Below are 21,525 nucleotides of genomic sequence, written 5' to 3' on the forward strand. Positions count from 1 at the left end.
TTAGGGGCCGGCCCGCCACAGCGTCACCGAGCGCGCATGTCGATATCAGAATGAAACGGAGAATATGTCGCTGCACGCATATGGTGCGGGCTGACCCGGGTCGCTCACCCGTCGGCGAGTGCAGCGGCAGCAGCCGAACGTGCCGCATCGGCCGAAGGAGCGCCGACCGCGGCGGCCGCGGCCCGTGCGCACTCCACCGAGGACAGCTCGCTCAGCTTCGCTGCCACCCGACCCAGCGACCGTGGAGCCATCGATAGCGAGGTCACGCCCAGTCCGACCAGCACGGGAGCAAGTGCCGGGTCACCGCCGGCTTCGCCGCACACCCCCACCGGCTTGCCCACCGCACGGCCTGCCTCGCCGACGGCGGCGATGAGACGAAGCACCGCAGGCTGCCACGGATCGTTCAGATCCCCCAACTCGCTGAGCAGTCGGTCGGCCGCCATCGTGTACTGCGCGAGGTCGTTGGTACCCAGGCTCACGAAGTCGACGACCTCGAACAGTTCGGCCGCGAGCAGGGCCGCCGACGGGGTCTCGATCATGATGCCGACCCGGTCCAGCCCCGCCGCCCGGCACCGATCGGCGAACTCCGCGGCCTCGTCGACCGTCGCGACCATCGGCGCCATCACCTCGACCACAGCCTCCTCCTCGGCGGCCGCCCGTGCGAGAGCCCGCAGCTGGTCGTCGAGAAGCTGCGGTCGACGTCTGGCGATCCGCAGACCGCGGACCCCGAGCGCCGGGTTGTCCTCGCGGTCCGCGTTGGCGAAGGGCAGCGGCTTGTCGCTGCCGGCGTCGAGGGTGCGCACCACGACCTTGCGTCCGGGGAAGGCCGCCAGCACCCCTCGATAGGCGGCGATCTGCTCGTCGACGCTCGGGGCGTCCGTGCGATCGAGAAAGCAGAACTCCGTGCGGAAGAGGCCGATGCCCTCCGCCTGGGCCGAAGCGGCGTTCGTCGCGTCCGCCGCACCCCCGACGTTCGCGAGGAGCGGGACGCGCTGCCCGTCGGCGAGCGCGCCTGCACCGTCGAATTCGAGGACCGTCGCCGACGCTCGCGCCTCGGCGACGCGGGACGGCGCAGGCTCGACCTCGACCGTTCCCCGGTCACCGTCGACGAGCACCGTGACTCCGGTCGGGATCGCTTCCGCGTCCGCGAGGCCGACCACGGCCGGAAGACCGAGGGAGCGCGCGATGATGGCGGTGTGCGAGGTCGGCCCGCCCTGCGCGGTGACGAGGGCGATGCATCCTCCGCCGGCGAGCAGCGCGGTATCGGCGGGGGCGAGATCCGTCGCCACCAGCACGAAGGGCTCATCGCGCTCGGGCACGCCCGGCATGTCGACCTGGAGGATCTCGGCGATGATCCGGTCGCGCACGTCACGGATGTCGGCGATGCGCTCGGCCATCCGCCCTCCCAGCGCGGCGAGCGCCTTCTCATGGACGACAGCCGTCTCCCAGACCGCACGGGCCGCACTGCGTCCCTTCGATCGCACGAGCGCCGTGGCCTCGGACACCAGCTCCGGATCGGACGCCAGAAGCCGGGAAGCGTCGAGGATCGCCCTGGTCTCCCCCGTCGCCTGCGCGGTGCGCGAGCGGAGCTGATCGGCCACAGCGACGGCCGCCCACTCGATCGCTGAGACCTCGGAGTCCCGGTCGGCCTCGGGGACGACCGTGGTCGGGTCGGGCTCGGGAAGCGGGGGCGCGAGGTGGACCACGGGCGCGGCGACTCGGCCGGAGCTCACTCCTCGTCCGCGAAGCACCGTGCCGGGCGGGACCGCACGCGCGGGCTCCCCCTCCCGCGACGACGGCGCATCGACCGCGGATGCCTCTGCGGCTCCGGACACCCCGGAAGGCGGTGCGACCGCCGTCTCGGGTGGTGCCTGCTCCGTCCCCTCGCCGAACCCGTCGTCGAACAGAGCGACCAGCCGATCCAGTGCCTCCGTCGCGTCATCGCCGCGAGCGGTCAGCTCCAGTTCATCGCCCTGGCGCGCGCCGAGCACGAGCAGGCGCGTCAGGCTCGCGGCGGCCGCATCCGGGCCGTCGGGAAGCCGTCGCAGGTGTACGTCGGTCCCGGCGGCGGCCCGGGCGATCAGGGCAGCGGGACGCGCATGGACGCCGAGCGGATTGCGGACGCGCACCCGACGCACCTGCACGTCACCATCCGCCTGCGGCACAGCCGGTGCGTCGGCGATCTGGTCTTCCCCGGCGCCGAGCGCGCCGGTCTTCACCCCGAGCGCCGCCGTGGCTTCGGCGGCCACCTGATCCAGCGTCCCGCCCGCAGCAGCGGACACGACGGCGGCGAGCAGTCCCTCCACGAACGGTGCCGGGGCGAGCCGCACCGGCACCGCACTCGATCGCAGCTCGAGGGCGAGCTCGGCGCTGAGCACGGCGGATCCCAGATCCATGAGCACGAGCACGCCCTCGCACTCCGCCGCGAGCTCATCGATGGCCGCTGCCACCGCGACGGCATCGGTGCCGAGGATCGGTGCCCCCTCGGCGTCGACTCCCGCTCCGGCCGCGACCTGCACGCGCACTCCGCCGTCGTGCACCATCTGCAGGGCAAGCTCCAGTGCCGCCTCCCCGAGCCGTGCGCTGTGGGAGACGGCGACGATGCCGATCATCAGGCCGTGTCCGCGACCGCTGCGGCGAGCGTGTCGAAGAGGATCGCCGTGGAGGCCGCTCCCGGGTCGAGGTGCCCCGCGCTGCGCTCCCCGAGGTAACTCGCCCTGCCCTTGCGGGCCACCAGCGGCAGCGTGGCATCGCGTCCGGCTGCCGCGGCGTCCGCGGCGGCCCTGGTCGCCTCGGCGACAGAGGATCCCGCGGCGAGTGCCGCGTCCATCGCATCCGCCGCCGGCGCCATCGCGTCGAACATGGTCTTGTCCCCCGCTTCCGCCTTACCGCGTGCGACGATGCCGTCGAGTCCTGCCCGCAACGCAGCCGCAAGAGCGGGGCCGTCGAGTTCGGACACCGGCCCGGCCGCCATTCCCGTCCGCAGGAAGAAGGTGCCGTAGAGGGGTCCGCTGGCTCCGCCGACGGAACTCACCAGGGTCATGCCGACGGTCTTGAGCAGTTCGTCGACCTTTCCGGGTGCGCCCGCGGAGAGCTTCTCGCCGACGGCGCTCATACCGCGAGCCATGTTGGCTCCGTGGTCGGCGTCACCGATGGCCGAGTCGAGTTCGGTGAGCCAGTCGCGCTTCTCGGTGACGGCGGCACCGAACCGGGCGACCCAGTCGGCGAGCACGACGGTGTCGACCGCGCCCATCAGACGCCCCACCGCAGACCGGGAGTGTTCACCGGGGCATCCCACAACCGCAGCAGCTCATCGTCCGCCTTGAGCAGGGTGACCGAGCACCCGGCCATGTCGAGCGACGTGATGTAGTTGCCGACGAGGTTCCTGGCGATCTGCACGCCCGACTTCTCGAGGATCGCCGCGACCTCGCCGTACATGAGGTAGAGCTCGATGAGCGGCGTAGCCCCCATGCCGTTGAGCATCACGATCGCGGGTCCTGCGGCGTCGAGATCGGCGAGGATCGGCTCGACCAGCTGCCGGGCGATCTCGGATGCCGGAGCGAGGGGTTCGCGGTGACGCCCGGGCTCGCCGTGGATGCCGATGCCGATCTCCATCTGATCGTCCGGAAGGTCGAACGTGGGCTTGCCTGCGGCGGGCACGGTGCAACTGGTGAGAGCCATGCCCATCGAGCGCCCCTGTCCGTTGACCTTCTTGGCCAGCTCGACGACGGCGGCGAGGTCCCGCCCCTCTTCCGCGCCCGCTCCGACGATCTTCTCGAGCAGCACGGTGAGGCCCACCCCGCGGCGACCGGCGGTGTACAGCGAGTCCTGCACGGCGACGTCGTCATCCACGGTGATGCTCCCGACCTCGATCCCGTCCATCGCGGCGAGCTCGGCGGCCATCTCGAAGTTCAACACGTCGCCGGTGTAGTTCTTCACGATGTGCAGCACACCTGCGCCGCGATCCACGGCCTGGGTGGCCACCTGCACGCGATCGGGGGTCGGGGAGGTGAAGACCTCGCCGGCGACCGCCGCATCCAGCATCCCGGTGCCGACGAACCCGCCGTGCAGCGGCTCGTGGCCGGAGCCGCCACCGGAGACGATCGCTACCTTGCCCTGGGCCTTGGGCGTGGCTCGGGTGATGACATGGTTCTCGAGGTCGACGGAGAGCTCCGGATGAGCGAGGGCGACACCCTTCAACGATTCGACGAGAACGTCTTCCGGGGCGTTGATGAGCTTCTTCATCATTCGATCTCCTTTGATCCTTCGAGGTCTCTTTCGCAAAAAATCCGAAAGCAATTCGTTAATGTCGAATATGCTCGGACCCTGCCGGGTTGTCAAGATCAATCGTGAAGCCCGGCTCCATCGGCTCCGGCTCGACGACGCACCGGAAGGAGGCCTCCCCGTGATCCAGGCGATCGACCGCGCGGCGAAGATCCTCGAACTGCTCCAGGGAGCACGCCACCTCGGCATCACCGACCTCGCGGCGGCACTCAGCCTGCCGCCGTCGACCGTGCACGGGATCGTGAAGTCGCTGCGGTCGCACGGACTCGTCGCGAAGGAGCGGGGCGGCCAGCGCTACATGCTCGGTCCGACTCTCCTGCGCCTGAGCAACGTCTACCTCGACACCCTCGACGTACGCGCCAGGGCGATGAGATGGACGCAGGAACTCGCGCGCCGCACCAACCTCTCGGTACGGCTGGGCGCACCGCACTTCACCGACGTGCTCGTCATCCATCACAACCTGCGACCCGACGACAGCCAGCAGATGCTCGAGACCGGGGTGGCCATCCCCGCCCATGCCTCGGCGATGGGCAAGGTCCTCCTCGCCTACGACCTGGGTTTCCAGCAGAGCGTGTTCGAACAGCCGCTGCGCAGCCTCACCGGCGACACGATCACCGACGTCGCTCGGCTGACCCTCGAGCTGCCGGCCATCGCCGAACGCGGCACGGCCGGAGAGTTCGACGAGGCGGTGCTCGGCGAGTCCTCGATCGCCGCCCCCGTCGCTGACGCGTCGAACGACATCGTCGCCGCGGTCGCCGTGGTGCTGCCCACATCGCAGACACCCGCCTCGGACGCGATCCTCAATGCCCTGCGCGAGACGGCACGGAACGTCTCCCGCGAACTCGGCGCGACCACCTGGCCACCGCGCGTGGCGCCCGCCGACGATTGACGTCCGCGCGTCCGATCCGGTGCGGCGGATCAGCACTCGCCCGACGAACCGGCGCTCGCCGACGCCTCCTCCACCCAGCCGCTAACTCCGCTCAGCCGCGAATCCACTCAGCCGCGAATCCACTCAGCCGCGAAGCGCGAGGGCGAACGGCAGGACCGCGGTCGCCCCGGCCTGACGGAGAGTCCGGGCCGCGACCGTCATCGTCCATCGACTGTCGACAAGATCGTCCACGAGCAGCACCGGCCCCGACGGCACGTCGAGGTGCTGCGCGCTGAAACGGTCCCACAGCCCGGCGAGACGGAAGACGCTGTTCCCGCCCGGTCCGCCGGAGGGCCCGCCGCCGACGGGTTCGAGCGCGCCGAGGGAGGGCAGACGGCCGACGTCGGCGAGCCCGCGGGCGAGCGAGTCGACCAGTAGCGGGTGCGAACGCGATGGCATCGCGACGACAGCCACCGGGCGCTCCTCCCAGCCCCATCCGGCGAGCACGCGGACGCAGGCCTGGAGCAACTGCGGGGTCACCGCGGCGTCGGGCGCGCCCGCGGCAAAGATCTCGCGCAGCGCCCCTCCCCAGCCCAGGTCGGTGAGGCGCGCCAGTGCTCGCCCCTCGGCAGCCTGCTCGTCGGCGGGGATGCGCCCCTTGACCGGCACCTCGAGCCGATCGGCTCCGGTCGGCCAGGCACGACGAGGCTCGATCGGCACACCGACACGGTCGAGCGACTCCGCGGCCTGCGAGCTCGCGGATTCTCCGATCTCGCGAGGGAACCATCCGCCCGCGCAGTTGTCGCACCTTCCGCAGGGCGCGGCCGTGTCGTCGTCGAGGGCACGCTGCAGGAACTCCATACGGCAGCCGTCGGTCTGCTCGTATTCGATCATGTGCTGCTGCTCGGCGAGACGCTCGGCGGCGATGCGCTCGTAGCGCTCGGCGTCGTAGGTCCACGGCTCGCCGGTCGCGACCCAGCCGCCCTGCACGCGCCGCACCGCGCCGTCGACGTCGAGGACCTTCAGCAGCAGCTCGAGCGGCGTGCGGCGGATGTCGACCATCGCTTCGAGCGCCGGCGTCGAGATCGGAGCATCGCCGAGCGCACCGATCACCCGCTCCGCCCGCTCCTTGTCGGGCATCGACGCCGTCGCGAAGTAATGCCAGATATCGCGATCCTCGACGCCGGGGAGCAGCAGCACGTCGGCGCTCTCACTCGCGCGACCGGCACGGCCGACCTGCTGGTAGTAGGCCACCGGCGACGAGGGCGCACCGAGGTGGAGCACGAATCCCAGATCGGGCTTGTCGAAGCCCATGCCGAGCGCACTCGTGGCGACGAGCGCCTTCACCTCGTTGCGCTTGAGCATCCCCTCGGACTCGGCGCGTTCATCGGTGTCGGTCTGTCCGGTGTAGGCCCGCACGTCGTGTCCGTGGTCTCGCAGCAGCCGGGCGGTGTCGACGGCGGCCGCGACGGTCAGCGTGTAGATGATGCCGGATCCGGGAAGATCGTCGATGTGGCTGAGCAGCCACGCGAGACGACTCGCCGAATCGCGCAGGCGGAGCACCCCCAGACGCAATGAGGTGCGGGCGAGCGGGCCGCGGATGGTGAGCACCGGCTCGGCGTCGCGGTCACCGCTCTGGAGACTGCCGAGCTGCTCGGCGACGTCTGCCACGACCCGGCTGTTCGCCGTCGCGGTGGTCGCCAGCACCGGCACGTCGGCGGGCATCTGCGCGATCAGGTCGCGCAGCCGCCGGTAGTCGGGACGGAAGTCGTGTCCCCAATCGCTGATGCAGTGCGCCTCGTCGACGACGAGCATGCCGATGCGACGCACCAGCGCCGGCAGCTGCTGCTCGCGGAACGCGGGGTTGTTCAGCCTCTCCGGCGAGACCAGCAGCACATCGACCTCATCGCGGTCGAGCTGCCCGAGCACCTCAGACCATTCGTGCGCGTTGGTGGAGTTGATCGCGACCGCCCTCACCCCGGCACGTTCGGCCGCGGCGATCTGGTCGCGCATGAGCGCGAGCAGCGGCGACACCAGCACGGTCGGCCCCGCCCCCTGTCGACGCAGCAGCAGGGTGGCGACGAAGTACACCGCGGACTTTCCCCAGCCGGTGCGCTGCACCACGAGCGCGCGCCGACGCCCCTCGACCAGCGCCTCGATCGCCTCATACTGCCCGTCGTGGAAGTCGGCGTCGGGGCGGCCGACGAGTTCGCGCAGCGCCGCGCGTGCGGCCTCGCGGGTGTCGGCGGGAGCTGCGAATGTCATGCGCCCACTCTGCCCCACGCCGCCGACACGACGACGTCGTCATCCACAGGTTCGCCGAGCCGTCGGCGAGTCCCGTCGTCTAGCGTGAGGAGATGATCACACGCGAGCTCGCCGTCGCCCTGCGAGACTCCGGACTCGTCTGGCATCCCGCCGAGGGCGACCGCTTCCAGCTCGACCTGCCGGACGAGGTGGAACTCGAAGCGGAGGCCGAGGTCTTCACGGTCAGCGAGATGACGATCGAAGCCCGCCAGACGCCGAGCGGCACCGATCTGGCGTTCAACGGCACCACGGAATGGGCGCTCGACGCGGTGACCCTCGCGGATGCGGTGTGGCTGCCGCGGGAGGATCAGCTGCGCGACCTGCTCCGGGGCACCTTCCGCGCGCTGGTGCGCCTCGAAGACGCCTTTCGCGTCGACGTCGAGATCGGTGGCCATGTGATCGCCTTCGAGCACCCCGATCCCTCGGAGGCCTACGGCCGGGCGCTCCTCGAGCTGATCTCGCGCTCGCACTGAGCAGGTGCCTTGAAACCGGCCGTGCTCTGTGTCAGAATTACCTAACGATCGGTCAGTAAAGTTGGCCGGAGGCCGAGGAGTCGACGATGACCAGTCCCGCAGACCTGTCCCTGGTGGGCGAGCTCTCCGATGAGGAGCGTCTCTTCGACGAGCTCATCGCGAACGAGCAGCGCATCGAGCCCCGCGACTGGATGCCCGATGCCTACCGCAAGACGCTGGTGCGGCAGATCTCCCAGCACGCACACTCCGAGATCATCGGCATGCAACCCGAGGGCAACTGGATCACACGCGCGCCGAGCCTCAAGCGCAAAGCGATCCTGATGGCGAAGGTGCAGGACGAGGCCGGCCACGGTCTCTACCTCTACTCCGCGGCGCAGACCCTGGGCACCACGCGCGACGAGATGATGGATCAGCTCATCAGCGGCAAGGCGAAGTACTCGTCGATCTTCAACTACCCCACCCCCACCTGGGCCGACATGGGCGCGATCGGCTGGCTCGTCGACGGCGCCGCGATCTGCAATCAGGTGCCGCTGTGCCGGGCCTCCTACGGTCCGTACGGCCGCGCCATGGTGCGCGTGTGCAAGGAGGAGTCGTTCCACCAGCGGCAGGGCTTCGAGATCCTGCTCACGCTGATGCAGGGCAGCGCGGAGCAGCGCGAGATGGCACAGGATGCCGTGAACCGCTGGTACTGGCCGAGCCTGGCGATGTTCGGGCCGCCCGACGACCAGTCCCCGAACTCGGCGCAGTCGATGAAGTGGAAGATCAAGCGGTTCTCGAACGACGAGCTGCGCCAGCGGTTCGTCGGCATGCTCGTGCCCCAGGCCGAGATCCTCGGGGTGACGTTGCCCGACCCCGATCTGCGCTTCGACGAGCAGACCGGCCAGTATGTGATCGGCGAGATCGACTGGGACGAGTTCTTCGAGGTGGTGCGCGGCAACGGGCCGTGCAACGCCGAGCGACTCGAGCGCCGACGCACGGCCCACGAAGAGGGCGCCTGGGTGCGCGAGGCCGCCGCGGAGTATGCCCGCAAGCAGTCCCTCGAGACGAAGGCGGTGGCGTGATGGCGACACCGGGCGCGGATGAGCGCGAACCCTGGCCGCTGTGGGAGGTGTTCGTGCGCGCCAATCGCGGGCTCAGCCACGTGCACGTCGGCTCGCTGCACGCACCCGACGCCGAGATGGCGATCCGCAACGCGCGCGACCTCTACACCCGCCGCGGCGAGGGCGTGTCGATCTGGGTGGCGCCCGCCGACGCGATCACCACGAGCGATCCCGACGCCAAGGGCGCATACTTCGAGAGCCCCGCGGGCAAGAACTACCGCCACGCCGTGTACTACACGGCCTCCGAGGGAGTGCCGCACCTGTGAGCACACCGCACCCGACCACCGCGCCCGAGGACGTCGACGTTCACGGCGACATCCACGGCGACGTCTCGGTCGACGAACTCCGCCTCTCGCAGGAGCTCTCCGGCACCGGCGCGGTGGCCATGTCCGCCGACATCGCCGAGTACGCACTGCGCCTCGGAGACGACGCCCTCATCCTCTCCCAGCAGCTGGGCGCCTGGATCTCGCGGGCCCCGGAGCTGGAGGAGGACGTAGCCCTGGGCAACATCGCGCTCGACCTGCTCGGCCACGCGCGCTCATTCCTGCACTACGCGGGGTCGTACGACGGCCGCAGCGAAGACGACCTCGCCTTCTTCCGCGACGAGCCCGAGTTCCGTTGCGCGTGGATCGTGCAGCAGCCCAACGGCGACTTCGCCCAGACGATCGCCCGACAGTTCGTCGTGGCGACCTACATGTTCGAGCTCTACACGGCGTTGCGCGGCAGCAGCGACGAGACCTTCGCCGCGATCGCCGAGAAATCGCTCAAGGAGGTCGACTACCACCGCGATCACGCCGTGCAGTGGATGCTGCGCCTCGCGGGCGGCACCGAGGAGTCCCGCACCCGCATCATCCGGGCGATCGGTGATGTCTGGCCGTACGTCGACGAGCTGTTCCGCGACGATGAGCTGATCGAGCGACTCGGCGATGCGGCCGTGTCCCCGTCGCGCCTGCGTCCCGGGTTCGACGGCGTGGTCGCGACCGTCTTCACCGAGGCGGAGCTGACGGTTCCCGACGTCATGTCGTCGTCGGCGGGCGGGCGTCGCGGCGCGCACGCGACCCCCCTCGGCCACATCCTCGCCGAGATGCAGGTGCTCGCGCGACGGCATCCGGGGGCGACATGGTGACTCTCACTCCGACGCAGGCCGCCTGGCGGATCGCCGCTTCCGTTCCCGACCCCGAGGTCCCCGTCCTCACGATCGAGGACCTCGGCGTGCTCCGTGCGGTCGAGGTCGACGGCACCCGGGTGCACGTCGACATCACGCCGACGTACAGCGGCTGCCCCGCGATGGACACGATCCGAGACGATGTGATCCTCGCCCTCACCGCCGCCGGCTTCGACCGGGTCGATGTGCGGCTGGTCCTCTCGCCCGCCTGGACGACGGACTGGATGACGGAAGTCGGCAAGACGAAGCTCGCGGAGTACGGCATCGCGCCGCCCTCCGGCCGCGCCGCCGTCTCGACCGGGCCGATCCGCCTGGCGCTGAGCGTGCGCTGCCCGCGATGCGGGTCGCTCGACACCCGCGAGGTCTCCCACTTCGGCTCGACCTCGTGCAAGGCGCTCTTCGAGTGCCGCGCCTGCCTCGAGCCCTTCGACCACTTCAAGGTGCACTGACATGTCGCTCTTCACCTCGGCGCCCGCGCCCTCGCCGCGGACGACCGCCGCACGCGCGACCTCCCCCCGGAAGCGCGCCCGTTTCCACACCCTCGTCGTCGAAGACGTGCGTCCGCTCACCGAGGATGCCGTGGAAGTGACGTTCACGGTCCCGGCCGCGCTCGCCGACGAATACGACCACCTTCCCGGTCAGTACGTCGCCCTGCGCACCACCCTCGACGGCGTCGAGGTGCGGCGCTCCTACTCGCTGTGCCGCGCACCGGAGCATCGCGACGACGGACAGGACACCCGGCTGAGCGTCGCCGTTAAGCGCGACGAGGGCGGACTCTTCTCCACGTGGGCGCAGACAGGCCTGCACGCCGGCTTCGAGATCGACGTCATGAGCCCGCAGGGCACCTTCACCTCGGCGCTCGACGACCTCGACGACCGCCATGTGGTGGGGATCGCCGCCGGCTCCGGCATCACGCCGCTGATGGCACTCGCGCACACGGTGCTGAACCGGTCGGACACGTCGCGGTTCACCCTGCTCTACACGAACCGCGCGACGCTCGACGTGATGTTCCTGGAAGATCTGGCCGACCTCAAGGACCGCTTCCCGACGAGGCTCGTGCTCCACCACGTGCTGTCCCGAGAGCAGCGGGCGGCTCCTGTGCTGTCCGGACGCATCGACGAGGAGAAGCTCCGCACGATCCTCGGCACCCTCATCCCGCCCGCGACCGTCGATGAATGGTTCCTGTGCGGACCTCTCGCGCTGGTCGACCTCTGTCGCGAGGTGCTGGCCGATGTCGGGGTCGATCGCTCGCACATCCGCTTCGAGCTGTTCACGACCGGTGATGAACCGGCACGTGCGGCCCGGCCGGTGCAGGTGCGCGCCGGCGAGAAGACCGTGCGCATCGAGGTCACGCTCGACGGTGTCTCCTCGACCGTGGAGAGCCCGGTGGATGCACACGAGTCGGTGCTCAACGCGGCGCTGCGCGTGCGGCCCGACGCTCCGTTCGCCTGCGCGGGCGGCGTCTGCGGCACGTGCCGCGCGCGCGTGATCGAGGGCAGCGTGACCATGACCGAGAACTACGCGCTCGAGCCCGACGAGCTCGAACGCGGATTCGTGCTCACCTGCCAGTCCCACCCGACCAGCGACCGCGTGGTCGTCGACTACGACGTCTGACCCCGGAGGCCCCATGATCGACCTCACCATCGCCGACGACGTCGCCACGATCGTGCTGAACGCGCCGTCGAAGCGGAACGCCCTCGATGAACAGGGGCTGGCGGAACTCGACACCGCATATGTCGAGGCGGAGACGGCGGGCGTGCGGGCCCTCGTGCTCCGTGGCGAAGGACGCGGGTTCTGCGCTGGGCGGGATATCTCCGGCGTCGACCCGCGGGATGACGATGTGCTCGGCTACCTCGGCGGCCTCGTGACGCCGTTGCTGCAGCGGATGTCCCGGTTTCCCGCGCCGACGTTCGCCGTCGCGCACGGTGCCTGCCTCGGGGTCGGCCTCGGCCTCCTGATCGCGACCGATGTCGTGTACGTAGCCGAGTCTGCGAAGATCGGCTCCCCGTTCGCGGCGCTCGGCGCGACGCTCGACTCCGGCGGCCACGCCCTGTTCCTCGATCGGCTCGGGGCGCACAAGACACTCGACCTCATCTACACGGGCCGCCTCATGAGCGGCGCGGAGGCCGTGGCATCGGGCCTGTTCTCGCGCGTGTTCCCGGATGACGAGGTCGTGCAGGCGACGACGGATGCCGCAGCGACGGCGGCGCGCGGTGCCACGGCGGCGTTCCTGGCGAGCAAGGAGCTCATCGCCCGCATCCGCGACGAGCGGCTCGCGCTGTGGGATGCGGTCGGCATCGAGAACGCCGCGCAGGCCGCGCTGTGCGACACCGACGACTACCGCGAGGGCTTCGCGGCCTTCCAGGAGAAGCGGAAGCCCGAGTTCGGCGGGCGCTGACGCGCCGCCCCGCTCACGCGTGCCCGAGCGGGGACACGATTCACGCGGCATCAGGCACTCGCGCCGCATCAGGCAGTTCGGGCGACGATCGGCCTGAATCGGCGCATCGGCCTGAATCCGTCTCCTGTCCAGCGTCGGTGGCCGGTGCGACAATACCGGGATGATGCTCTCCGAGGTCGTCACCACGACAGAAGAGGTCTCCGCCACGGCGTCCCGTCTCACGAAGGTCGATGCCCTGGCGCGACTGCTGGCGCGATCCGCCCCAGATGAGATCGCGACGCTCGTGGGACTGCTGCTGGCCTCCCCACGTCAGGGCCGACTCGGCGTCGGATGGCGGGGACTCACGGCCATCGAGATCGCGCACGCCGACGATCCCGCGCTGACCGTGGGCGATGTCGACGCCTCGCTCGACGCCCTCGCCGCAGCGTCCGGTTCCGGCTCGACGGCCACCCGCACGGGCATCCTCGTCGAGCTCGCGTCGCGCGCCACGGCGGCGGAGTGGGACTTCCTGGTCCGCGCCATGCTCGGCGAACTCCGCACGGGGGCGTTGTCCGGCGTGCTCCTCGACTCGATCGCGAGAGCAGCCGACCGCCCCCTCGCCCTCGTGCGTCGCGCCGCCATGCTCTCCGGCGATCTCGGCGAGACCGCCCGCATCGCACTCACCGGAGACGAAGGCGACCTCGAAGCCGTGGGTCTGCAGGTCGGACGCCCCGTCCTGCCGATGCTGGCGGCCACCGCGCCGACTCCCTCCGCCGCGCTCGAGATCACCGGCGAGGCGTCGGTCGAGTACAAGCTCGATGGCGCCCGCATCCAGGTGCACCGTCATGGCGACGAGGTCGGCGTCTACACGCGGAGCCTCGCCGACGTCACCCACCGGGTGCCGGAGCTCGTCGAGATCGTGCGCGCGCTCCCCGTCACGGATGTCATCCTCGACGGGGAGACGCTCTCGCTCGACGAGGACGGAGGGCCGCTCCCGTTCCAGGAGACGATGTCGCGGTTCGGCGCCGATGTGTCCCGCGAACTCGTCCTGCGGCCGTGGTTCTTCGATGTGCTGCACGTGGATGGGCGCGACCTGATCGACGAGCCGCTGTCCGTGCGGCTGGCCGAACTGGAACGCGTGGCCGGCGACTGGCGGATGCCCGGCATAGTGACAGACGATGCCGAAGCCGCCGAACGTCTCTCGCGCGAGGCCCTCGCCGCGGGCCACGAAGGTGTCGTGGTCAAGGCGATCGACGCGCCCTACGCGGCCGGTCGCCGAGGCAAGTCGTGGGTCAAGGTCAAGCCTGTGCTGACCTTCGATTTGGTGGTCCTCGGCGCGGAGTGGGGTTCCGGCCGCCGTCGCGGCTGGCTCTCGAACCTGCACCTGGGGGCCCGCGACCCGGAGGGCGAGTTCGGCGAGCCCGGCGGGTTCGTCATGGTCGGCAAGACGTTCAAGGGGCTCACCGATGAACTGCTGAGGTGGCAGACCGCGGAGTTCCCCGAGCACGAGTCGCACCGCACCGCGTCGACCGTGTTCCTGCGCCCAGAGCTCGTCGTGGAGATCGCGATCGACGGCGTGCAGCGCTCACCGCGATACCCGGGAGGCATCGCGCTGCGATTCGCTCGCGTGAAGGGATACCGCACCGACAAAACCGCAGTCGAGGCCGACACGATCCAGACGCTGCGTTCGCTGCTGCACGCGTGACCCCCGCGCAGCAGGCTCAGGCGGAGGGCGCGAGCCCCTGATCCTCTTCGCGGACGGTTCCACGGAACGACCACGGGAAGTCGATCCAGAGGTCGGTGTCCTTCCAGGCGAAGTCGGGCTGGATGATCGTCGACGGCTTGGTGTAGATCGTGACCGACCGCACGTCGGCCCCCTTGTCCTTCAGCAGCTGCACGGCCAGGGCGAGCGTGCGACCCGAATCCGCGACATCGTCGACGAGCAGCACGCGGCGTCCGTCCAGGTACGCCATGTCGAGCTCGGGAGGCAGCACCTCCGGTGCGTCGAGCACGGTGCCGATGCCGGTATAGAACTCGACGTTGATCGCTCCGCAGTTCTTGGCGCCGAGACCGTAGGCGATCGCGCCTGCCGGGAGGAGTCCGCCGCGCGCGATGGCCACGACGACCTCGGGCATGAAGCCGCTGTCGAGGATGTTCCGTGCCAGATCGCGCGTCGCCGCTCCGAAGCCGTCCCAGGTGAGTGTCTCGCGCTCGATCTCTGCATCAGTCATTCCTGCATTCTCCCGCATTCCGCAAAGGTCTCCCGCCGGTAGACTGAGCGGGTCCGGCCCGGCCGGTGCCTGAAAAAGAGGCACGAAGCACTCCGCGAAGACGCAGAGGCGAGACACATACGGATTCCGCACTACCTCCGTCCCTGTCTCGAAAGGCTTTCGCATGCCCACCGTGTCCGCGCACGTCGCCCTCACTCTCGCCCAGCACATCGACGCCGTGTTCGGGGTGATGGGCAATGGCAACGCCTACTTCCTCGACGCGATCGAGACGCAGACGGATGCCGTGTTCACCGCTGTCCGCCATGAACAGGGCGCCGTGGTCGCGGCCGACGCCCATTTCCGGGCGTCGGGTCGGATCGCCGCCGGCACGTCGACGTACGGCGCCGGTTTCACGAACACCCTGACCGCGCTCGCAGAAGCCGTGCAGGCGCACGTGCCGCTCGTCCTCGTCGTCGGAGACGAGCCCACGTCCGGTCCCCGCCCCTGGGACGTCGACCAGATCGCTCTCGCCTCCGCCGTGGGTGCCCGCACCTATACCGTGGGGCGTGCGGACGCCGCCGCCACCACCGTCATCGCGATCGAGCACGCCCTCACCTACCGGGTGCCCGTCGTCCTCGCGATCCCGTACGACGTCGCGGCGCTCGAGGCGGGCGAGGTCCCGGAGGCGCCGTCTCCGCGGATCCCCGCTCCGCTCCCCCCGCGCGGGGAGTTCGCCGACGCGATGCTCGACGAGATCGCCGCCGCGCTGGCAGGTGCCGAGCGGCCGTTCCTGCTCGCCGGTCGCGGCGCGTGGCTGTCCGGAGCGAGCGCCGCGCTGGGAGACCTTGCCGCCGCGACGGGCGCCCTCACCGCATCGTCGGCTCTCGGCCGCGGGGTGTTCCCCGACACGCGCTACGACCTCGGTGTGACCGGCGGCTTCGGTGCCTATGGCGCGATGGAGCTCGTGCGCTCCGCCGACGTCGTCGTCGTGTTCGGTGCCGCGCTGAACCAGTTCACGATGCGGTTCGGCGAACTGTTCGCTCCGGGCACGCGCGTCTTCCAGATCGACATCGCACCGGCTGCGACACACGCGCACGTCGGAGGCTTCGTGCGTGCCGACGCCCGGCTGGCCGCGGAGGACCTCGTCGCCAGGATCGGGTCAGCCGGATCGGCGAGCCCGTGGCGCGAGACGGTCGATGTCGCGTCCGCGCGCACGTACGATGCCGGCGACGAGCTCGCTCCGGACGGACGCCTCGACCCGCGCTCCGCCGCGCGCCGCATCGCCGAGCTGCTCCCGGAAGACCGCGTCGTGGTGTCCGACGGCGGGCACTTCATCGGGTGGGCGAACATGTACTGGCCGGTCGCCGCTCCCGACCGCATGATGATGGTCGGCACCGCGTTCCAGTCGATCGGGCAGGGCTGGCCGAGCGTGGTCGGTGCGGCGTTGGCACGACGGGAATCGACCGTGGTGCTGACATCGGGCGACGGCGGTGGGCTCATGGCGATCGCGGATCTGGAATCCGCGGTGCGTGCTGCCGGCGGCCGCGGCATGGCCGTGGTCTGGAACGACGCCGCCTACGGTGCCGAGGTGAACCTCTACGGTCTCAAGGGGCTGGCGGAGGGCCCGATGCGCATTCCCGAGGTCGACTTCGCGGCATTCGGCGCTGCGGTCGGCGCCGAGGGCGTAGTGGTGCGCGCGATTTCCGACCTCGAACGCCTCGCGAGCTGGGCGGAAGAGGACCCGGCGACGCGCCCCTTCCTGCTCCTCGATCTGCGCATCTCCGGCGACGTGATCGCGCCCTACCAGCAGGAGATCATCCGCGTTAACTCCTGACCTCGGCGCATCCGGTCCGCAATCGGGATCGGAATCGGGATCGGGATCGGGCGATGCCGGCACGCCGCCGAGGCCGGGCCGGCACCGCCCGTCGGATCATCCGTGACGCCGACGCCGTCGCCACACGACGAGGCCGAGCCCCACGCCGAGCAGCAGCGCTCCGCCGAGGAGCAACGGCGTGCTGTCGGCACCGGTGGTGGCGAGGCTGTCACTCTTCACCGTCCCGCCCCCGGATCCGGGGGCTGCGGCGCCGCCGGTGCCGGGTCCGCCGTCCGGGGCACCCCCTGGCGATTCGCCACCGATAGAAGCGGTCACGGTGAGCGCGACGGTCGTCTCCGCACCATCGGGGTCGATGACGACGATGCTGTGAGCCCCGGGGGATGCGTCCGCGGGAACGGTGACGGTCGCACGGAACGCGCCCGACGCATCCGTCGTCGCCGTCCCGAGCGGCATCGGAGTCGAACGCAGCTCGATCCGCAGCGCGGTCGTGGCGGGGAAATCGGTACCCGAGATCGTGACGTCGCTTCCGGCAGCGACCGAGGCCGCGCCGAGCTGCACGTTCGGCTGCTCGGGCTCGGGCTTCGCGCACCCCTCGTCGCAGACCGTGAAGTTCGCCAGGACCGCCTTGTGATCGGAGGGCCAGACGGCATCCGGAGTGAAGATCTCATCGGCGCTGTCGTCGACGACGCGGGCGTTGCGCACGATGGTCGACTGTGGACCGACCACGGCCGCTCCGTCGATCGAGAGCCGCCGGTCCGGCGTCGCGAAGATGTAGTCGATACGGTCGCGCTCATCCGCTTCCGGCGCCCAGGTGAGCGATGACGTGGGGAACAGGGGGTTGTCCGAAGGCCAGGTGAAGCCCGGGTTCGCCACGGGGTCGGGGTGCACCGTGCGGAAGGCGTCGATCAGTCCCCCGTCGAGCAGCGTCTGCGTCGTCTGCCAGGGGACGACGACGCCGTTGTGATCGAAGAGACCGGCGGTGGCAGCCGTCCAGTCCTGCGAGGGTGGTTCGTTGAAATCTCCGCCCACGATGGCGAGTCGTCCCGCCGCTCGCTCGGCGTCGATGTCGGAGACGAGATCCGCAGCAGCAGCGGGGCGGCCGGACTGCTCGTTCGCCTTCAGGATCGCCTCGACATCGGTCACGGGAGCGCCGAGCTTGCTCCAGGTGTTCCAGCCGGTCGGCCAGTCGCCGAGGACCTCGCCGCCGTACCCCCGCGGAAGGTAGGTCGTGTACCAGCGGTACTCCAGGTGACCGCCGTAGACGACCACCTCGGAGCCGTTCACATCGAGCACCGCTTTCGACCACCAGCGCCCGACCGTGTCGGTCGAGAGGATCGGATACCGCGAGACGATGCCGGTGTCGGTCGCAGTGAGGTGCTGATACCCGAGCAGTGCCGCGACCTGGGCGGGAGCTTGACCCACCTCGGGCAGGAACGTCACATCGGCATCGGTCTGCGTGATGATGTCGGCGATCTGCCGTGCCCCGTCGGCGACCTGCGTGCCGCCGTGCCACACGTTGAACGTCAGCACGTTGAGGCCGCTCTTCCCCTCGATCTCCGGCTTCGGCTCGGCAGGCGTGACGGGCGGCTCGGCGTCATCGTCCGTGACGGTGAGGTCGATGGGTCCGGCGAGCACGTTGTAGCCGTCGTCCTCGAGGAGATAGACGTCGTACTCCCCCGCTCCCATCGTCGACGAGTTGCGGGTCCACCCCTCACGCGTCGAAGGGTTCCAGGTGACCTCACCAGCCGTGGTGGGAACGTATCGCCAGTCCAGGGACGCCGGACCACCGGGCACCACGCCGTCGCGATAGATCCCGATCCAGTTGCGGTCGTGAACAGCCGTGCCGGCATCGAACGTGAAGGTCACGGTTTCGTCGATCGCGATGCTCGGGGAGTCGACCGCGAGCGATCCGTCCGCCGCATGCGCGGGCGGGGCCACGAGGATTCCGGCGAGAGCGATGGCGGCGCCGAGGAGAGCGAGTCGTCCTGGCTTCGGCCGGGAGGGGGAGGTCATTGCGAGGAGGTCCTTTCGAAGCGCGGTCCGTCGCGACGGTACGGGCGTCGGATGACCGGCTCGTGACCTCGAGGTGAATGCCGGTGGCGGGTGGCACGGAGAACGGCTGCCGGAGCGTCGTCGCGGGAGGTTCGAACCACCATGGGCATCGTCCGCTCCGCCGGCTCTCCCCTGGCAGACTCGGACCATGCCGGGTTTCCATCACGTCGAACTGTGGATCGCCGATCTCGACGCGGTACGCGCGGAATGGCGCTGGATCCTGCAGCGCCTCGGTTTCACGCTCGACAGCGAATGGCCCGGCGGCGAATCGTGGGTCGCCGACAGCGCCTACCTCACTCTCACGACGTCTCCGAATCTGTCGGGCTCGACGCACGACCGCCGACGTCCCGGACTCAACCATCTCGCGTTCCACGGCGGTGCGCGCGCTGCCGTCGATGCGCTCATGGCGCAAGCACCCGCCCACGGCTGGGATCCGCTCTACGCCGACCGCTATCCGCACGCCGGCGGCGACCGGCACTACGCCGGGTGGCTCGAGAACGCCTCCGGCTTCAAGATCGAGATCGTCGCCGACGCCGGGCCCTACGCTCCATAGTCGGGGAGCTGCTGCAGCGTCCAGGAGTTGCCGTCCGGGTCGTCGAACGACACGAAACGCCCCCAGTCCAGCTCCTGCACCCCGCGGGCGGAGACGCCCAGACCCTGCAGGTGGGCGAGCGCCTCATCGGCATCCGGGACCACGACTTGGATCGTGTTCTGGCTGCCCGGCTCGAGGTCGATGCCCAGGCCGGTGCCGAACGCGATCGAGCATGCCGACCCCGGTGGCGTCATCTGCACGAAGCGCAGTCCCTCGGTGGGCGTCTGGTCCCAATCGGCGTTGAAGCCGATCTTCTCGTAGAAGGCCTTCGAGCGGTCCACGTCGGTGACCGGCACGAAGATGAGTTCGATCTTCCAGTCCATCAGGTGCTCCTCCTGTCGGGCGCCGTCGCCCGTCGCCGCCAACGGTACGCGTGAGCACCGACATCCGACCAGCGACATTCGACCAGCGACATTCGACAGTGAGCGAACCGCCCCTCAGATCCACCCCTTGTCGAGGGCGATCCGCACCGCCTGCGCACGGTTCGCCGCCCCGGTCTTCCCGATCGCCGCGGAGAGGTGGTTGCGCACGGTTCCCGCTGACAGGAACACCTCGGCGGCGATCATCGCGGCGGAACGGCCGTCCACGGCGAGTCGCAGCACCTGTCGTTCCCGATCGCTCAGGGGGTTCGCACCGTCGAACAGGCTGTCGGCGGCGAGCGCCGGATCGAGCACGCGCAAGCCGGACTGCACGCGTCGCACCGCTTCGGCCAGTTCCTCGGCGGGTGTGTCCTTGACGATGAACCCGCTGGCACCGGCCTCCAGGGCGGAGCGCAGGTAGCCGGGGCGGGCGAACGTCGTCACGACGAGGATGCGTGTGCCCCCGCTCACCTCGCGGATGCGCCGCGTCGCCTCGACTCCGTCCATCCCGGGCATCTGGATGTCCATGAGGCACACGTCCGGTCGCAGCTCCTCCGCGAGTCGCACGGCTTCCGCCCCGTCCGCGGCCATGCCGACCACGGTGAGGTCGGGCTCCAACTCGAGCAACGCCCCGAGCGCGCCCCGCACGAGAGCCTGATCGTCGGCGATCAGCAAGCGGATGCCGATGTCGCGGTTCGATGCGTTCACCAGGTCACCTCCACGCGTGTGCCCGCGCCGCCGACGGGTCCCAGGACGAACGACGCACCGGCCGCCGCCGCGCGTTCACGCATGCCGCGGATGCCGTTGCCTTCCACCAGGCCGACACCCACTCCGTCGTCCTCCACCACCAGGCGTCCGGGAAGCAACCTCACCCGAACCGTTCGAGCACGAGAATGCCGGAGCGTGTTCGTGGTCGCCTCGCGGAGGATCCAGCTCGCGGTGATCGCCTGCACCGGCGACAGCGCGCTCGGCTCCCCCTCGACCTGCAGAGCGATGTCCGCCGCACGGAACGAGTCGCGAGAAGAGGCGAGCTGCTCCACGAGCGTGGTCCCCCGCGCGCCGGCCACCGTCGAGCGGACGCCCGCGATCGCCTCCGCCGTGAGCCGTTCGATGTCGGCCAGCTCGGCCTTGGCCCGTTCGGGATCGGAGTCCATCAGCCGCCGCACCAACTGCGCCTTGAGCCCGACGACGGTCAGCGAGTGCCCGATCAGGTCGTGCACGTCGCGGGCCACCGCTTCACGCCCTTCGCTCGTCGCCAGCTCGAGGCCGAGCCTCTCCGCCTCCGCCGAACGCAGGATGAGCCACGTCGACACCGTGTTGACCACGCCGAGCAGCGCCACGATCGCGAGCACGGACAGATAGCTGATCCCCCCAGGAAGCAGGAAGACGCACAACGCCGTCACCGTGACCGCGGCGATCGTCGTGATCCAGTGCCACAGGCGCGTCAGCCCGTAGGAGGCGAACGACATGAGGAACGGCAGGAAGCTGAGCGCCGATCCTCCCTCCGCCGGGATCGAGATCACGACGCACCCGATCAGTGCGACGAACGTGATCCACTGCCTCCGCGAGGGTGCGCGACCCAGTCCGCCGCCGCCCCGCATCCCGTGCATGAAACCGGTGACGTACAGCACGACGAACGCGACCAGTGCAGCCCACCCCACCACGACCCACGGGACCGGCGCTTCCGAGCGCAGCAGCGCGATCACCGGATAGACGAGGAACACGAGCCAGATCACGGCCATCAGCCAGCCGAACCGCGCCCACGGGTCCTTCCCCGTAGCGCTGCGCGCCCCGGGAGCCGCCCATGCCGCCGGGGCCGCGCCCGCCGCCGCGAACGACGCGGCCTCGCGGGCGGACCCTGGCGTCTCTGGACTCTCCGGGTTCGTGTGTCGCGTCATCCGTCCAAC

20 protein-coding genes are annotated in these 21,525 nt (G+C 70.2%); 11 read left to right on the forward strand and 9 right to left on the reverse strand.

The genetic code is table 11. The features are described from left to right. Window positions 1-104: 104 nt before the first annotated feature. Genes ptsP through dhaK form a run of 3 tightly spaced genes read right to left on the reverse strand, consistent with a single transcriptional unit; the run spans window position 105 to window position 4,245 of the window. A complete protein-coding gene (ptsP, locus tag L687_RS0121110; RefSeq protein WP_021198801.1) occupies window positions 105-2,612 on the reverse strand; it encodes a phosphoenolpyruvate--protein phosphotransferase in 2,508 nt (835 codons plus the stop codon). Continuing rightward, window positions 2,612-3,253, reverse strand: a complete 642-nt coding sequence (gene dhaL, locus L687_RS26395) for a dihydroxyacetone kinase subunit DhaL (RefSeq protein ID WP_021198802.1) — start codon at window positions 3,251-3,253, stop codon at window positions 2,612-2,614. Before dhaL ends, ptsP begins: the two co-directional genes overlap by 1 nt. After that, on the reverse strand, window positions 3,253-4,245 hold the full coding sequence (gene dhaK / locus L687_RS26400; protein WP_029260506.1) for a dihydroxyacetone kinase subunit DhaK: 993 nt from the start codon (window positions 4,243-4,245) through the stop codon (window positions 3,253-3,255). Before dhaK ends, dhaL begins: the two co-directional genes overlap by 1 nt. 160 nt (window positions 4,246-4,405) lie before the next feature. On the opposite strand from dhaK, the gene L687_RS26405 reads away from it, so the two are divergent. Next, window positions 4,406-5,173: an IclR family transcriptional regulator gene (locus tag L687_RS26405; RefSeq protein ID WP_029260505.1), complete on the forward strand. Its 768-nt coding sequence runs from the start codon at window positions 4,406-4,408 to the stop codon at window positions 5,171-5,173. 123 nt (window positions 5,174-5,296) lie between these two features. On the opposite strand, the gene L687_RS26410 is transcribed toward L687_RS26405, so the two are convergent. After that, a complete protein-coding gene (locus tag L687_RS26410) occupies window positions 5,297-7,417 on the reverse strand; it encodes a RecQ family ATP-dependent DNA helicase (protein ID WP_021198805.1) in 2,121 nt (706 codons plus the stop codon). A 92-nt stretch (window positions 7,418-7,509) separates the two neighbouring features. Between L687_RS26410 and L687_RS26415 the strand changes: the two genes are divergently transcribed. From L687_RS26415 to L687_RS26450, 8 genes are all read left to right on the forward strand, one after another. Continuing rightward, window positions 7,510-7,929, forward strand: coding sequence for a hypothetical protein (locus tag L687_RS26415; RefSeq protein ID WP_021198806.1), 420 nt, complete (start codon window positions 7,510-7,512; stop codon window positions 7,927-7,929). An 86-nt stretch (window positions 7,930-8,015) separates the two neighbouring features. Beyond that, a complete protein-coding gene (gene paaA, locus L687_RS26420; protein ID WP_021198807.1) occupies window positions 8,016-8,990 on the forward strand; it encodes a 1,2-phenylacetyl-CoA epoxidase subunit PaaA in 975 nt (324 codons plus the stop codon). After that, complete coding sequence (gene paaB / locus L687_RS26425; RefSeq protein WP_017828375.1) at window positions 8,990-9,295, forward strand: 1,2-phenylacetyl-CoA epoxidase subunit PaaB; 306 nt, start codon at window positions 8,990-8,992, stop codon at window positions 9,293-9,295. The genes paaA and paaB overlap by 1 nt, the downstream gene beginning before the upstream one ends. Continuing rightward, window positions 9,292-10,155: a 1,2-phenylacetyl-CoA epoxidase subunit PaaC gene (paaC, locus tag L687_RS26430; RefSeq protein WP_021198808.1), complete on the forward strand. Its 864-nt coding sequence runs from the start codon at window positions 9,292-9,294 to the stop codon at window positions 10,153-10,155. The genes paaB and paaC overlap by 4 nt, the downstream gene beginning before the upstream one ends. Further along, window positions 10,149-10,643 carry a 1,2-phenylacetyl-CoA epoxidase subunit PaaD gene (paaD, locus tag L687_RS26435; RefSeq protein WP_021198809.1) on the forward strand — a complete coding sequence of 165 codons (495 nt, stop codon included), beginning with the start codon at window positions 10,149-10,151 and terminating at the stop codon, window positions 10,641-10,643. The genes paaC and paaD overlap by 7 nt, the downstream gene beginning before the upstream one ends. 1 nt (window position 10,644) lies before the next feature. Further along, window positions 10,645-11,808 (forward strand): 1,2-phenylacetyl-CoA epoxidase subunit PaaE, encoded by a 1,164-nt coding sequence (gene paaE, locus L687_RS26440; protein WP_021198810.1) that lies wholly within the window; start codon window positions 10,645-10,647, stop codon window positions 11,806-11,808. Between the two features lie 13 nt (window positions 11,809-11,821). Further along, window positions 11,822-12,592, forward strand: coding sequence for an enoyl-CoA hydratase/isomerase family protein (locus L687_RS26445; protein WP_021198811.1), 771 nt, complete (start codon window positions 11,822-11,824; stop codon window positions 12,590-12,592). Between the two features lie 160 nt (window positions 12,593-12,752). Then, the gene (locus L687_RS26450; RefSeq protein WP_031206820.1) at window positions 12,753-14,276 is read left to right on the forward strand and encodes an ATP-dependent DNA ligase; all 1,524 of its coding nucleotides are present in this window, start codon (window positions 12,753-12,755) and stop codon (window positions 14,274-14,276) included. Between the two features lie 16 nt (window positions 14,277-14,292). On the opposite strand, the gene L687_RS26455 is transcribed toward L687_RS26450, so the two are convergent. After that, on the reverse strand, window positions 14,293-14,802 hold the full coding sequence (locus L687_RS26455; protein WP_021198813.1) for a phosphoribosyltransferase: 510 nt from the start codon (window positions 14,800-14,802) through the stop codon (window positions 14,293-14,295). A 163-nt stretch (window positions 14,803-14,965) separates the two neighbouring features. On the opposite strand from L687_RS26455, the gene L687_RS26460 reads away from it, so the two are divergent. Further along, a complete protein-coding gene (locus L687_RS26460; RefSeq protein ID WP_021198814.1) occupies window positions 14,966-16,615 on the forward strand; it encodes a thiamine pyrophosphate-binding protein in 1,650 nt (549 codons plus the stop codon). Window positions 16,616-16,711: 96 nt separating this feature from the next. Here the strand turns inward: L687_RS26460 and L687_RS42100 are convergent, their stop codons facing one another. Further along, complete coding sequence (locus tag L687_RS42100) at window positions 16,712-18,628, reverse strand: endonuclease/exonuclease/phosphatase family protein (RefSeq protein WP_021198815.1); 1,917 nt, start codon at window positions 18,626-18,628, stop codon at window positions 16,712-16,714. 187 nt (window positions 18,629-18,815) lie between these two features. Here L687_RS42100 and L687_RS26465 point away from each other — a divergent pair, with 187 nt between their 5' ends. After that, window positions 18,816-19,220: a VOC family protein gene (locus tag L687_RS26465; RefSeq protein ID WP_021198816.1), complete on the forward strand. Its 405-nt coding sequence runs from the start codon at window positions 18,816-18,818 to the stop codon at window positions 19,218-19,220. Here the strand turns inward: L687_RS26465 and L687_RS26470 are convergent. The 3 genes from L687_RS26470 to L687_RS26480 all read right to left on the reverse strand — a co-directional run bounded on the left by L687_RS26470 (window position 19,208) and on the right by L687_RS26480 (window position 21,516). Then, window positions 19,208-19,582, reverse strand: coding sequence for a VOC family protein (locus L687_RS26470; protein ID WP_021198817.1), 375 nt, complete (start codon window positions 19,580-19,582; stop codon window positions 19,208-19,210). The two genes, L687_RS26465 and L687_RS26470, sit on opposite strands and share 13 nt — an antisense overlap. A gap of 114 nt (window positions 19,583-19,696) precedes the next feature. Continuing rightward, window positions 19,697-20,326: a response regulator transcription factor gene (locus L687_RS26475; RefSeq protein WP_021198818.1), complete on the reverse strand. Its 630-nt coding sequence runs from the start codon at window positions 20,324-20,326 to the stop codon at window positions 19,697-19,699. After that, on the reverse strand, window positions 20,323-21,516 hold the full coding sequence (locus L687_RS26480) for a sensor histidine kinase (protein ID WP_031206824.1): 1,194 nt from the start codon (window positions 21,514-21,516) through the stop codon (window positions 20,323-20,325). The genes L687_RS26475 and L687_RS26480 overlap by 4 nt, the downstream gene beginning before the upstream one ends. Between the last annotated feature and the right edge of the window lie 9 nt (window positions 21,517-21,525).

Origin of the sequence: Microbacterium maritypicum MF109, from assembly GCF_000455825.1 — a bacterium.
In the GTDB taxonomy this organism is placed as follows: domain Bacteria; phylum Actinomycetota; class Actinomycetes; order Actinomycetales; family Microbacteriaceae; genus Microbacterium; species Microbacterium maritypicum_A.

What these genes read in the sequence shown, in the direction of transcription:
- paaA (WP_021198807.1), top strand. Translation starts at nt 8,016, where the DNA reads ATGACCAGTCCCGCAGACCTGTCCCTGGTGGGCGAGCTCTCCGATGAG.
- L687_RS42100 (WP_021198815.1), bottom strand. Translation starts at nt 18,628, where the DNA reads ATGACCTCCCCCTCCCGGCCGAAGCCAGGACGACTCGCTCTCCTCGGC.
- L687_RS26460 (WP_021198814.1), top strand. Translation starts at nt 14,966, where the DNA reads ATGCCCACCGTGTCCGCGCACGTCGCCCTCACTCTCGCCCAGCACATC.
- L687_RS26455 (WP_021198813.1), bottom strand. Translation starts at nt 14,802, where the DNA reads ATGACTGATGCAGAGATCGAGCGCGAGACACTCACCTGGGACGGCTTC.
- L687_RS26470 (WP_021198817.1), bottom strand. Translation starts at nt 19,582, where the DNA reads ATGGACTGGAAGATCGAACTCATCTTCGTGCCGGTCACCGACGTGGAC.
- L687_RS26450 (WP_031206820.1), top strand. Translation starts at nt 12,753, where the DNA reads ATGATGCTCTCCGAGGTCGTCACCACGACAGAAGAGGTCTCCGCCACG.
- L687_RS26445 (WP_021198811.1), top strand. Translation starts at nt 11,822, where the DNA reads ATGATCGACCTCACCATCGCCGACGACGTCGCCACGATCGTGCTGAAC.
- L687_RS26415 (WP_021198806.1), top strand. Translation starts at nt 7,510, where the DNA reads ATGATCACACGCGAGCTCGCCGTCGCCCTGCGAGACTCCGGACTCGTC.
- paaB (WP_017828375.1), top strand. Translation starts at nt 8,990, where the DNA reads ATGGCGACACCGGGCGCGGATGAGCGCGAACCCTGGCCGCTGTGGGAG.
- paaE (WP_021198810.1), top strand. Translation starts at nt 10,645, where the DNA reads ATGTCGCTCTTCACCTCGGCGCCCGCGCCCTCGCCGCGGACGACCGCC.
- dhaL (WP_021198802.1), bottom strand. Translation starts at nt 3,253, where the DNA reads ATGGGCGCGGTCGACACCGTCGTGCTCGCCGACTGGGTCGCCCGGTTC.
- dhaK (WP_029260506.1), bottom strand. Translation starts at nt 4,245, where the DNA reads ATGAAGAAGCTCATCAACGCCCCGGAAGACGTTCTCGTCGAATCGTTG.
- paaD (WP_021198809.1), top strand. Translation starts at nt 10,149, where the DNA reads ATGGTGACTCTCACTCCGACGCAGGCCGCCTGGCGGATCGCCGCTTCC.
- L687_RS26410 (WP_021198805.1), bottom strand. Translation starts at nt 7,417, where the DNA reads ATGACATTCGCAGCTCCCGCCGACACCCGCGAGGCCGCACGCGCGGCG.
- L687_RS26465 (WP_021198816.1), top strand. Translation starts at nt 18,816, where the DNA reads ATGCCGGGTTTCCATCACGTCGAACTGTGGATCGCCGATCTCGACGCG.
- ptsP (WP_021198801.1), bottom strand. Translation starts at nt 2,612, where the DNA reads ATGATCGGCATCGTCGCCGTCTCCCACAGCGCACGGCTCGGGGAGGCG.
- L687_RS26480 (WP_031206824.1), bottom strand. Translation starts at nt 21,516, where the DNA reads ATGACGCGACACACGAACCCGGAGAGTCCAGAGACGCCAGGGTCCGCC.